14 protein-coding genes and 2 tRNA genes are annotated in these 11,653 nt (G+C 53.5%); 11 read left to right on the forward strand and 5 right to left on the reverse strand.

Annotated features, from left to right (window positions below):
• The first annotated feature begins 304 nt into the window (after window positions 1-304).
• The 3 genes from DTF_RS27270 to DTF_RS0113090 are packed head-to-tail and all read left to right on the forward strand — an operon-like array spanning window position 305 to window position 2,094.
• Window positions 305-883, forward strand: coding sequence for a hypothetical protein (locus tag DTF_RS27270; protein ID WP_226989335.1), 579 nt, complete (start codon window positions 305-307; stop codon window positions 881-883).
• Window positions 884-942: 59 nt separating this feature from the next.
• The gene (locus DTF_RS26615) at window positions 943-1,602 is read left to right on the forward strand and encodes a zinc ribbon domain-containing protein (protein ID WP_155890816.1); all 660 of its coding nucleotides are present in this window, start codon (window positions 943-945) and stop codon (window positions 1,600-1,602) included.
• Between the two features lie 24 nt (window positions 1,603-1,626).
• Window positions 1,627-2,094: a M48 family metallopeptidase gene (locus DTF_RS0113090; protein WP_027715686.1), complete on the forward strand. Its 468-nt coding sequence runs from the start codon at window positions 1,627-1,629 to the stop codon at window positions 2,092-2,094.
• Between the two features lie 100 nt (window positions 2,095-2,194).
• Here DTF_RS0113090 and DTF_RS0113095 read toward each other — a convergent pair whose 3' ends face one another.
• The 5 genes from DTF_RS0113095 to DTF_RS0113120 all read right to left on the reverse strand — a co-directional run bounded on the left by DTF_RS0113095 (window position 2,195) and on the right by DTF_RS0113120 (window position 6,323).
• Window positions 2,195-3,679 carry a site-specific integrase gene (locus DTF_RS0113095; RefSeq protein WP_155890817.1) on the reverse strand — a complete coding sequence of 495 codons (1,485 nt, stop codon included), beginning with the start codon at window positions 3,677-3,679 and terminating at the stop codon, window positions 2,195-2,197.
• A gap of 81 nt (window positions 3,680-3,760) precedes the next feature.
• Window positions 3,761-3,846: transfer RNA gene (locus tag DTF_RS0113100), tRNA-Leu, on the reverse strand.
• A 91-nt stretch (window positions 3,847-3,937) separates the two neighbouring features.
• Window positions 3,938-4,762: an aminotransferase class IV gene (locus tag DTF_RS0113105; RefSeq protein WP_027715688.1), complete on the reverse strand. Its 825-nt coding sequence runs from the start codon at window positions 4,760-4,762 to the stop codon at window positions 3,938-3,940.
• Entirely contained in the window at window positions 4,759-6,129 is a 1,371-nt protein-coding gene (locus DTF_RS23470; RefSeq protein WP_035057027.1) for an anthranilate synthase component I family protein, read from the reverse strand. Before DTF_RS23470 ends, DTF_RS0113105 begins: the two co-directional genes overlap by 4 nt.
• Window positions 6,130-6,247: 118 nt before the next feature.
• Window positions 6,248-6,323 (reverse strand) — tRNA-Ala (locus DTF_RS0113120).
• 254 nt (window positions 6,324-6,577) lie between these two features.
• On the opposite strand from DTF_RS0113120, the gene DTF_RS26620 reads away from it, so the two are divergent.
• From DTF_RS26620 to DTF_RS23475, 8 genes are all read left to right on the forward strand, one after another.
• Window positions 6,578-6,715 (forward strand): hypothetical protein, encoded by a 138-nt coding sequence (locus DTF_RS26620; protein ID WP_155890818.1) that lies wholly within the window; start codon window positions 6,578-6,580, stop codon window positions 6,713-6,715.
• Window positions 6,716-7,043: 328 nt separating this feature from the next.
• Window positions 7,044-7,889, forward strand: a complete 846-nt coding sequence (locus DTF_RS0113130; RefSeq protein WP_027715690.1) for a cation transporter — start codon at window positions 7,044-7,046, stop codon at window positions 7,887-7,889.
• A 72-nt stretch (window positions 7,890-7,961) separates the two neighbouring features.
• Window positions 7,962-8,477 carry a DUF2318 domain-containing protein gene (locus DTF_RS0113135; RefSeq protein WP_051361288.1) on the forward strand — a complete coding sequence of 172 codons (516 nt, stop codon included), beginning with the start codon at window positions 7,962-7,964 and terminating at the stop codon, window positions 8,475-8,477.
• A gap of 94 nt (window positions 8,478-8,571) precedes the next feature.
• Window positions 8,572-9,729, forward strand: coding sequence for an ABC transporter permease (locus DTF_RS0113140; protein ID WP_027715692.1), 1,158 nt, complete (start codon window positions 8,572-8,574; stop codon window positions 9,727-9,729).
• 80 nt (window positions 9,730-9,809) lie between these two features.
• The gene (locus DTF_RS0113145) at window positions 9,810-10,517 is read left to right on the forward strand and encodes an ABC transporter ATP-binding protein (RefSeq protein ID WP_027715693.1); all 708 of its coding nucleotides are present in this window, start codon (window positions 9,810-9,812) and stop codon (window positions 10,515-10,517) included.
• Window positions 10,518-10,528: 11 nt separating this feature from the next.
• The gene (locus DTF_RS0113150) at window positions 10,529-10,786 is read left to right on the forward strand and encodes a zinc ribbon domain-containing protein (RefSeq protein ID WP_027715694.1); all 258 of its coding nucleotides are present in this window, start codon (window positions 10,529-10,531) and stop codon (window positions 10,784-10,786) included.
• Window positions 10,783-11,091 (forward strand): hypothetical protein, encoded by a 309-nt coding sequence (locus DTF_RS0113155; RefSeq protein WP_027715695.1) that lies wholly within the window; start codon window positions 10,783-10,785, stop codon window positions 11,089-11,091. The genes DTF_RS0113150 and DTF_RS0113155 overlap by 4 nt, the downstream gene beginning before the upstream one ends.
• A gap of 251 nt (window positions 11,092-11,342) precedes the next feature.
• Window positions 11,343-11,653, forward strand: a 311-nt coding sequence (locus DTF_RS23475) for a response regulator (RefSeq protein ID WP_035057033.1), incomplete at its 3' end; no start/stop codon positions are given.

An 11,653-nucleotide genomic window follows, 5' to 3' on the forward strand; every position in this document is an offset into this window, starting at 1 on the left:
CACTCAGATCTAGAAATACACAAAAAACGTGTAATTTAGCTTGTCTATTGACTTTTCAATGTTTAAAATAAGGACCTATTCATGCTGAAAAAGAGTAGGTATCTCGCTTGATTACGTTCGGTTAAGGGGAGGGTTTAATGCCAATATCGACATTATTTGCCTTTGCTCTCGGCGCAACAGGTATGACAATCCTTTTTGGGATGTTCCCGATTTGGTTGGTAGTTGTCTTCTGGTTAATATTCATCGGTGCCTTAGTAGGTAAGGCATTCGGATTTGACAAAGATTAATTTAGGAGGGAATTAGTATGGCTTTAGTTAGCTGTCCAGAGTGTGAAAGAGAAGTTTCTGATAAAGCAAATGCTTGCCCCGGATGTGGATATCCTCTTAATAACTCAGAACCTAAAGTTAAGAATAAATCCAAACCAAGAAAATTGGAAAAACCTATTAAGGAATGTAGTTCATGCGAATTCAAGTTTACTGGGAATGAGTTGACAGATATGATCTGTCCAAGTTGTGGAATTGTAAACCCAATTAAAAGTAATGATGGAAGCAAAAATAATACAGAATCTACCAGCCAAGGATCATTACCAAATCAGGAAGATTCTATCGAAACAATAAGTTTTGTAAATACAAATAGAGATACTGATATTAATACTCCTAAGATACCCAAAGGGCTTTATATTTGGACAGCAGTTCTAGGATTCCCTCTCGGTACGGGTGGGGCCATTGGAATGTATATTCGTCAGAAGTTGCTATTGGAAAAAGGTGAGTTGTCTAAATTATCTAGAGAAATAAAAATGGCGAAAATAGCATGCTATGTCCTCTTGGTTCCTTCCATGTTAGCATTGTTGTGGATCATGTACGTTCTAAGAATTGTTATGTAAAAATACAATATGTATATCTATTATGAAGGTTGGCTCTAATATCCATGGAGGAATTGCTAATGGCTTTAGTAAACTGTCCTGAATGTAACAAGCAAGTATATGATAAAGCTAATGCATGCCCTAATTGCGGATATCCGATTCAGAGTACTTCCGACAACATAAAACCTGTATCTGAGCCTCCTGCTGAAGAACTCGCTATACCTACTGTATCTGCTTGTCCCTCTTGTGGGAAGCAGCTTTCTTCTGCTGCTGAATATTGTAACTTCTGTGATACTCAGAATCCCTCCTTTAAGTCTTCAGCTTTCAATTGGTTGCAGAAAGATAAAACAGTATGCCGCCAATGTGCTTCTGTAATAGAAAATAAAGAAAATCATAAATGCCAATCTTGTGGTATTGGAGCTCCTCTGTCGAGAGGCCAATATGTAAAGCCTATTGCTATTGAAAGTAGTTCTCGGTCACAAAATGATATTTCCGAGTCCAAGACCAATTCTTCATCAGCCTTAATCTATTGGGGATATATGCTTCCTTCCATAGGATACCTTGTATTTGGAGGTATTCTCCTATCCATTATTGGATTTATTATTGGTGCAATCAATGCTGCAAGGGGTAGTGTTTTCCATGGCATAGCACATATGTGCTTGTCTGCAATCGTTTTCGTGTTAACTATACTAGGTATTGCTGCTATAGGATTGATGGAAATTGCTTTTAATGGTTATTAGCCTTATTGGTTTAAGGAGATATATGTGTTACGGATTATCTTTATTAGTCTAATGATATTGTTTACACTATTTGGTTGCAAAAAAGAAGAGGCAGCCAAATTAACTTCTTTAGGAGATCAAGCGTATGAAGAAGGATACATTTGGTCTTCCATTAAATACTATAAACAAGCACTTGATATGATTCCAAGCGACGATGAGAAATGGTGTAAATTGGGTATATCATATGCAACGGTTAAACAATATGAAGATGCTGCCAAATGCTTTCAAAAGGCATATAACCTAAAACCAAACAACCCTAAATATTTTCATCTTCAAGCAGAAGTACTCAATGCTGTAGGTGCATTCAAGGAAGCATTAGGATTTATGGACAAGTCCTGTCAGATGGGCTACACCAGAGCATGTAGTAGAATGCTCGAAATCGTTTCAGAGAACTCAAATAGGACATATGGCCTTCAAGTCCCTCCGCCCTCGATGGAAAGCTTCTTTAGGTGAAACGTAAAAAGTACTTCTGATAAGCGATAGAATGACTTCTGGTGAGTTTTCTTAAGGTGAGGCAGGGGTAGTAGGGTAGGGGTATTTATATCTTATGTCTTTAATCCTGAAGAAAGGAGGTTATCTCTCCATGGAAAGGGCTATATCCGTGTAGGTCGGGACGCAAGTATTGTAAGCGTTCACGCGGTTCGACTCCTTCATCAAGATACACCCTTACACTAGTTTCCCCGCACGTCAGGTAATCATGTTCCTGTCCGCTAGCGGGATCAAATAACTCCTCTTCCTTCAGCTCTGGAATTAGCCTGTATTGAATCCTGCTAATGGCTTGGAGGCGAACATCTGCCTTGTAGGGTTTCCCGTAACGCCCCATCGATAATGAGGTAAGCCGATGGCCCATAAGCTCCTCTATTAGCCGCTCTCCTATCTCCGCATCTTTAAGTTTCTCAGCGAAGGAGTGCCTAAAGCAGTGAAAAGACATGCCTGGCTCTAGTCCCGGTAACTGAGTCTTTAGCCATCCCTTTTTTCCAGAGAAGTGTTGAGTCACAAAATAGTGGGAGTATCCATTAGGGCCAAGTCTTAGGGCAGGGAAGAGCCTGCTATGGTCCTGCTCCCTCATATTTCTTACATAGACAAGGAAGCCAAGGGTAAGAAGGTCTTGATGGAGCGGTATGGTGCGTCTTGATGTCTCGCTCTTGATCCTCTTGCCCTCATCACCAGAGGAGGTAATGGAGATGGCCGGTATGCCGTCATCCTCTATAACATCGGTAATGCTGAGCTGAGCAAGCTCGTTGACCCTGGCGCCTGTGAAAATTCCAAGAAGTGGAAGCCAATAGCGCTCGTGTCTTCCTGCCTGATAGAACGCCTGCTTTTCTCTCTGGAGTGCTTCGAAAATAGTCTTGATTTCATCTGATGTGAAAGCTCGTCTTACTTCATCCGGTCTGCGGTTGTCTTGGAGTCCTAACCCTTCAGCAGGATTGCCCTGAATCCACGTTAAGCGGCCGGCATGTCTTAAAACTGTAGAGAGTATCTGGAGATACTTGTTGACCGTTTTAACGCTCTTGCCTTCCTTGGTCAGAACGTCACGATAGGTAACGAGGGTAGGGCGGTCCAGGTCTTGTAACCATGGGTTAGATAGACCATGCAGGATCTTGTCAAATATTCCTGAGTATTCCTTTTTTGTCTTGGCTGTCCAGCTATACTCTTTCTCTTTGCTGAAGGCTTCAATGGCTTCGGCTAGGCGCTTGCCTCGCCTGCGAGAAGGTGCAGCTATAACGATTGTGGTGGGTTGATTCTCTTGTGGGGTATCGGGTTGAGGACCACCGTTTAGGATGGCGTGTAGACGTGCTTTGGCTACATCTGCAGGTATCGAGTTGAACCTACATGCTTGGAAAAGGCTCTCAAGCTGGCCATCTAGGTAATTCTTAAGGCGAGTAGCCTCTAGCGGCTTGGTGGTATGCAGAGACTTTGTTACCTCCTTGCGTCCGAATAGGTCTATTAAGGAAGAAGGTATTCGTCTCCTGTAGTGGTACTTGTTGTTCCTGATCAACATGTTTGCCGGTATCCTGGACAAAAAAACAGCGCTCACAATTCCGCTCCTAGTGTAGCGTTTTGTGTAGCGCTGTCAATCCGCTTAAAAATGTAAGTAATTTTAGGCGGTTAGGGCTAGTGGTGCCGAAGGCCGGAATCGAACCGGCACGGCCAGAAGCCATCGGTTTTTGAGACCGACGTGTCTACCAATTCCACCACTTCGGCTAAAGCGGAGTGAATTATAATGACATACGTTGAACGGGTCAAGAGGTTTGCGGTATTGAAGAGATTTTTCCCTTACGGCTACCATCCGCCTCTAACGGGATTCCACAACCCGTCGCAATTCTTCGCTTGCCTCTCCCCTGGAGAGGGCCCTTCCCTCTATCGAGTCGATGGGGAGAAGCTCGATCAGCGAGTTGGTGATGAATGCCTCATCGGCTGCAAACAGCTCCTGGCAGAATACCTCCCGTTCCTCGATCGCAAACCCCAAACGTTTCGCAGCCGACAGGATTTGGCGGCGCATGATGCCCGCCAGCACCAGTTCCCCGGCCGGAGGGGTGACGAGTGTCCTGTCCCGCAGGAGAAAGAGATTGGATGTGGCGCCTTCCAGCGCCAGGCCGTCGTCCGTCTTGAAGAGAGCTTCCCGGGCTCCCCGGCTGAGAGCGTGATTGGCCGCATAGAGGCAGTCGGCATAGTTGCCCCTCTTCATCTGAGGGAGGTGCGAGAGGGGATTCACTCTCCGATTGAGGGCGAAGACGCAGCGAATTCCGCCGAGGCGCTCCTCCTGCGTCGGTTCGCGGTAGGGTCCGGCGCTTATGATGAAGTGTCCCTGCGATGGCGGCGGAAAAATCAGCCCCGAGAAAGAGCCGCGGCTTACGGTCAGGCGCAGGCGGGAGGCCGGGGATTCCAGCCGGGCGGCCGTTTCCATGAGGGCCTGACGAATCGTTTCCCGGGAAAACGGAAAGTTCAAAAGCCCGGCGGCCAGTTCGATGCGGTCGAGATGTTCGTCCAGGAAGAGGAGGTTCTGCCGGCGCGCCTTCATGGTTTCGAAAAGGCTCTCTCCGAACAGAATGGTTCCGTCATCCACCGATATCCGGGCTTCCCCGGGTGATACGAATCGGCCGTTCAGGTTCACGATCATGGCTGACACTCCTTCAGTGCTTCCTGCAGTGCCCTGCCTTTGGCCAGACACTCCTTCCACTCCCGGGCGGGAACCGAATCGGCCACGATCCCTGCACCCACCTGATAGCTCAGCGATTCACCGCATTTCTGAAAAGTGCGGATGAGGATGTTCAGGTCCATTTCGCCGGTGACGCTGATATACCCGGCACTTCCCGTGTAAATCCCCCTTCCCGTCGGTTCAAGTTCCTCGATGATCTCCATGCAGCGCTTTTTGGGCACTCCGGTGATGGTGCCGCCCGGGAAGGTGGCCCGGAGAAGGTCGAAGGGTCCGAGCCCCTCGATCAGCTTTCCCCGGACATTCGAGACGATATGGGTCACGTGGGAGTACCGTTCGAGGACCATCAATTCGTCCACCTCCACGCTCCCGGGGCAGCAGACTTTGCCGAGGTCGTTGCGCTCCAGGTCGAGGAGCATGATATGTTCGGCCCTCTCCTTGGGGTGGCCGAGGAGTTCCTCGGCAAGACGAAGATCATCGGGCGGGGCGTATCCCCGGGGGCGGGTGCCGGCGATGGGTCGGGTTTCGGCCATCCCCCGGTGAAGTGAGACGAGCCGCTCCGGCGAGGAGGAGATGATTTCCACCTGCGGAGAGCGCACCAGGCAGGCAAAGGGGGAGGGGTTGATGCGGCGCAGACGGGCATAAAGGTCTTCGGTGCTCCCCGGCCAGCGGAGGTCGAACCGGCAGGAGAGGTTGGCCTGGTAGATGTCTCCGGCCGCAATGTACTCCCGGACCATCCGGACCATCCCTTCGAAATCATCCTGCGACAGGAGGGGAGAGGGTGTGGGGCTGTCGACCGGAGGGTGGGGGTGAAGGGGTGAGCCGTGGGCCAGGCGGACATCCGTCTCCAACTTCTCGAGATCCGCTTCCGGATCGAGAGAGGCCAGGATCAGGGTGCCGGAATGATGGTCATAGACGGCCGTCGTGTCGACCCAGTCGAGCCAGAGATGTGGGATGGGGCGGTCGCGCCGTGCGGTGCACGGCAGCTCCTCGATCCATCCGGCCAGGTCGTAGGAAAAGTAGCCGAAGAATCCGCCCGGGAAGGGGGAGGGAGATGTTTCCTCCGGAAGGCGGCGGGAAGCGAGTATGGCGGCGAGCGTCAGGAAGGGATCGCCGGGCAAAAGCGTTTCCTCGCCTTCCGAGATCCGGACCAGTCCCCCTTCATCCAGGCGGTACGATTCGCGCCGACGAAGGGGGACGATACTGTAGCGGCCCGTCCGGGTCGTGGAACCGGGGCTTTCCAGGAAACCGGGCCCCTGTGGACATAAGCGCAGAAAAAGAATCAGGGGGTCGAAATGGTCCAGTTGGAAGGAATGAAACTTGGCGCGCATTTGGAGATTTCGGAGGCTCGGCGTGTTCGTTTTTGGAATCGAAGGGCTTCGGGAATCGAAGGGCTTCGGCAAATAAAAAAAGGGGTCAGCGTTGCCGCTAACCCCTTTCTGCGTTTTTTGGTGGAGCTAGGCGGGATCGAACCGCCGACCTCTTGAATGCCATTCAAGCGCTCTCCCAGCTGAGCTATAGCCCCGTGTGACGGAGACACTTTATAACAAAAGGGCAAAGGGGATGTCAACTGCTTTTTTTTGGGAAAAAATCGATCCGTGGGAATGCCTGATTAAGTTTTTGAGGAGCCATTGGAAGAAGCGCGAAATATGGAAATCGGACTGTGTGGCTGGGGTGCAAAGTTTTGAAATCTTGATACATTTCCAATATGTTCTGCAATGCATGCCGAAGGCAATAGCCGACCGTAGTCACTGCTGCAACCGGAAGGAGGTGAAAAATATGAGAAAATTCGTTTCCTGGCTGTTGGTTTCGATGCTTGCTCTCTCCCTGGCGGCCTGCTCGCCGGCGGAGAAAAAGTCCTATCTGCGCCTCAAATGCCCAGCCTGCGGCTACGAGTTTGACAGACCGGCGCAATAACGGAGCATGGGGTTCCCGATTCCCTCAGTCGGGAACTCCGTGTTCCGGAGGTCGGCATGAGAGTCTTCGCGCCACTCTCATTTGAAATTTTATTCTTTTTTCTGAAGAATATTCAACAGCGCTCCTTCAGGATATTCCACAGTTCTCATTTCCCATCTTTTGAAGTATTCCCATATTGAGATGTAATTACAAGTCTTTATGGGCCTATGCTTGAGACTGGCACGGGTTGTGAAATACGACTGCGACGATGACCTCCATCGTTTGCACATGTCCTGAGCAAGACGATAAAAGGCTCGTTTTTTTCATATTCATAAGGAGAGTTCGAATCATGAAGTTTCGCTTGACGATTGCCACCCTTCTCGTTGTCGTGCTGGCTCTTGCAGGAGGATTTGCCTGGACTGCATCCAAGCCCGGGGAGTTCGCTCTTGCCGAGTATTCGGTACGAAATCTTTCCTGCGGCTCCTGCGTGCAGAATATCCGCACCGCCCTTGAGGGGAGCAAGGGAGTGGGTCAGGTCGAAGTCAGTGTGACCTCGGGCCGGGCCCGGGTGGAGTATATCCCTTCCACCATTAATCCCCAATCGATTGCCGGGCGCATTTCCGAAGCCGGGTATCCCGCGGCCCTGATCCGGAACCTCTCTGCCGCCGACTACCGTCTGCTTCGCGATGATGCGAGCAGTCTGGCGGACCGGTTCATTGGCCGCATCGGGGAACGGCTGATCAGCCGTTCGGAATTGGCCGATGTTCTCTCCCGTTATGAAGAAAGGGCCGCGGCCCCGAAAGGTGGACTGCTCAAGTCGGTCTGGGAGGAGATCCTCCAGCGTGAACTCCTGTTGAGCGCCGCCGAGAAAAACGGGGTGGTGGTGCAGGACGGGGAAGTCGACCTGCAGTGGCAGAAAATGCGCCTGAGTAATGCCGATTTCGATGCCGTCGTACAGGCGCGCTTCGGTGGGGAAGACAACTATCGCCGCCAGTTGAAGGAAGAAATGATCATTCAGCGCAATATCGAGGATTACGTCCTCAAGGGTGAATCCGACGAGAGTCGGCGCCGGCTCAAGCTGGATCGCTGGTATGGCGATCTTGTCGCGGCCGTCCCGGTGCAGATTTTCGATCCGACCCTGAAAGCGGCGGTCGAGGGGGGCGGAAAAGGGTGTGGCGGCAGCTGTTGCGGATAATAAACCGGTGATTGATGATTCGTGATTGGTAAAGCTGGATCAAAAATATACGAGCCTAAAGGAGATAGACAGATGAGTGAACGTCAGGAGAAAAGATCCCAGTTTCAGCAGGAGAAGAAGCGTCACCCTCTCCTCTGGGTCGCCATTGTTTTGGTGGCGGCCGTGGCTGCGGCCGGCATGGTCGGTTGGAAATCCGCCGGCGGCACCGGCGGCGCCTACCAGACGCTGGTCGCCGAAGGGGGAAAGGTGACAGTGCCTGTGGCGCAGGTGAGCGACGGCAAGGCCCATTACTTCAGCTACCGCAGCGGTGATGACTATGTCAACTTCTTCCTTCTTCAGAGTCACGATGGGGTGATCCGGGCCGCCTTCGACGCCTGCGACGTCTGCTATCATGCCAGGAAGGGATATCGGCAGGAGGGGGACTCCATGGTCTGCAACAACTGCAACATGAAGTTTCGTTCCGACATGATCAATGAGGTGAAGGGCGGCTGCAATCCGGCCCCGATTGAACGTTCCATAGCCGATGGCCGGGTCGTCATCGCCGCCTCCGACCTGGAATTGGGTGGGAAATACTTCCCGCAACAGTAACGATGAGATCAGCCACCAGTCCCGGCCCCCGGGTCCCCGGGGTCCCGGGAGCCAAAGGAGCCCCATGTCTGAAGCCTTCAGCCGGAAGTGAATTATGAACTTACGAACCATCGCCTTCAACAACCTGCGCCGCCGAAAGGCGCGTCTGGTATTCCTTGTGGCCGGACTCCTGATCGGGGTGGGCACGGTAGTGACCCTGCTCTCTCTCACCGAGGCCCTGACCATGGAGGCTGAGCACAAGCTCGACACCTACGGCGCCAATATCCTCATCACCCCGCGCAGCGATGAGCTCTCCCTCGCCTACGGCGGCATTACTCTCGGGGCGGTTTCCGTCGATGCCCACGAGATCCGCCAGCGTGATCTGGTCCGGATTTTCGACATCCCCAATGCCCGCAATATCGCGGCCGTCACCCCCAAGGTGCTGGGAGCCGTCGAGGTGGGCACTTCCCGGGTGCTGCTCATGGGCGTGAACCAGGAGGTGGAATTCCAGGTCAAACGCTGGTGGTCGCTGGATGGCCGGCCGCTGAAGACCGACGACGAACTGGTGGCGGGCAGCGCCGTGGCCCGGCGTCTCGGCCTGGAGATGGGAGAGCCGGTCGTCATCGACGGCCGCAGCTTCACCTTGACGGGCATCCTGCGCGAGACCGGCTCCCAGGACGACCATCTGCTGATCGGCTCTCTGCCGGCCGCGCAGCAGCTGCTCGGCAAGGAAGGCCTGGTCTCTCTGGCGGAGGTGGCGGCGCTCTGCGGAGACTGTCCGGTGGAGGATATGGTGAATCAGATCGCCGCCGTGCTCCCCGACGTCAAGGTCAGCGCCATCCAGCAGGTGGTGAAGACGCGCATGCATGCTCTCGACCAGTTCCGCGTCTTCTCCCTCGGGGTGGCCATGGTGGTGATCCTGGTCGGGGCTCTGGTGGTCTTCGTCACCATGATGGGGTCGGTCAACGAACGCACGCGGGAGATAGGCATCTTCCGCGCCCTCGGTTTTCGCCGCGGACACGTGGTGGGGCTTATTCTCATGGAGGCCTCGGCGGTGAGTCTGTTCGCCGGACTTCTCGGGTTTCTCGCCGGGATGGGGGCGACCCGGCTGATCCTGCCGTTTCTGGCAGAGGAGCATCCGCACCTGGTCTGGAGTATGCCCCTGGCCGGTGGCTCGCTCCTGCTCGCCCTCTTCGTCGGCACCCTCGCCTCCTTTTATCCCGCCCTGCACGCCAGCAGGATGGATCCGACCGAAGCCCTTCGGGCTTTGTAAAACCGTCATCAGTCATTTGTCATTTGTGAGAACCTGAAAAACAAATGGCCAATGACCAATGACCAATGACAGAGGTTTTCATGGCATTTATCGAAATAAGCGGATTGAAGAAGCGATACACTGGTGAGGCGGACTGCGTGGAGGCCCTCAAGGGGATCGACCTGAGCGTCGAGGAAGGGACCTTTCTCGGCGTCATGGGACCATCGGGATCCGGAAAGAGCACCTTGCTTACCCTCCTGGGAGGTCTTTGCCATCCGACCGCCGGAAAGCTGATCGTGGACGGGATCGATCTTTGCGCCCTGGGTCAGGAGAAACTGGCCGATTTTCGGCGCGAATACCTGGGTTTCGTCTTCCAGTCGTTTAATCTGGTCCCCTACCTGAATGCGATCGAGAATGTCATGCTCCCTCTGGCGGTGAAGAGGATGCCGGCGGCAGAAAAACGGCAGCGGGCTGCCGGCGTGCTGGAGAGGGTCGGTCTTTCCGGCCGCGCCGGCCATCTTCCCAGTCAGCTTTCGGGGGGCGAACAGGAGCGGGTCGCCATTGCTCGCGCTCTGGTCAATGCTCCACCGCTGGTGCTCGCCGACGAGCCGACCGGAAGTCTGGACACGGCTACCAGCACCGAAATCATGACTCTTCTGCGGGAGTTGAACGAGGAGGGGCAGACCATTGTCATGGTCACCCACGATCCGGAGAACCGGAGCTGGTTCCACCGCACCGTGGTGCTGCGGGACGGCCTGATCGAGTCCGATCGACTCAGGGATCCCGGGAAACTGGCGGCTGCGGGTTAAGGGAGAGAGAAATGGTGTTGACCTTCCTGGTCATGCTTGCTTTCCTGGCCTACGCCATACTCACGGAGATTGAGGGCGGGCAGGAGCCCGAATTCCGGGTTGCCGGAGACTGCACCGGCTGTCGGCGGCCGGTGGAGCCGGAGTGGCTTCTGTGCCCAAGGTGCCGGACATTGCTCAGGGAAAATTGCGCTGACTGCGATCGCTCCACGGCCACCTATCACGCCTTCTGTCCCTGGTGCGGACGGAAACGCAAGGAGAAGGCCGCATGAAGAGGAGCATCCTGACCGGTTCGGCGGCGCTGTTCATTGTCGGAGCGACCGCCCTGACCGTCTTCGGCTACAATCTCTGGTCTTATTGCTGCGGCCATTGCACAGTCAGCACATTTTTCACATTGGGTCCTTTCGGACTGACGCTTCTGGTTCTGAATGCACTGGCGGCGGTTGTGCTCATTGCCCTCAGGATCTGCCGGCGCATGCGGCATGCGAGATTTCACTGCCGCTGCGGAGGCGTCCTCGCCGAAGGATGGGACTATTGTCCCGATTGCGGTGAGGCAGCCTCCCCGATACATCCATGAATTTATGAACCGTTCACCTGATTGTTGAGTTGTTCAGAGCCTTATCTCATGTCCATCTCTTGATTGGACCTGTCTTAGCATTAGAAAATCCTAGCATTTTCGATATTTGCAAAAAAAATCGCCACGGTTAAACTTGTGGTATTCTTTTCTTCGATTTCCCCTTCAATGCACTGTTTTTTTAATTTAATTTCTTCCGGGGGTCGAAACTTCCTTCCGGCAGGCACGGCATTGTCGTCCCAGGGGGAAATTCGATGAAAAAAATTCTCATCGTTGATGATCAGCCCGAGATCAGCCGACTCCTCGAAATTATCCTTCGACGGGAAGACCGTCAAATTCTCCAGGCAGAAAACGGACGGGAAGGGATTGACATGGCCAGGCTGAATCAGCCCGATCTGATTCTGCTGGATATCATGATGCCCGGAGGAATGGATGGACATGAGGTGGCCCGCACCTTAAAGGCAGCGCCTGAAACGGCCGGATGCACCATCATCGCCATGACCGCCAAGGTCAGGGAGCAGGACCGGATCGAGGCTCTGGAGGCGGGGGCCGACGAGTATATCCG

The sequence above is a fragment of the Desulfuromonas sp. TF genome, assembly GCF_000472285.1.
Taxonomy (GTDB): domain Bacteria; phylum Desulfobacterota; class Desulfuromonadia; order Desulfuromonadales; family ATBO01; genus ATBO01.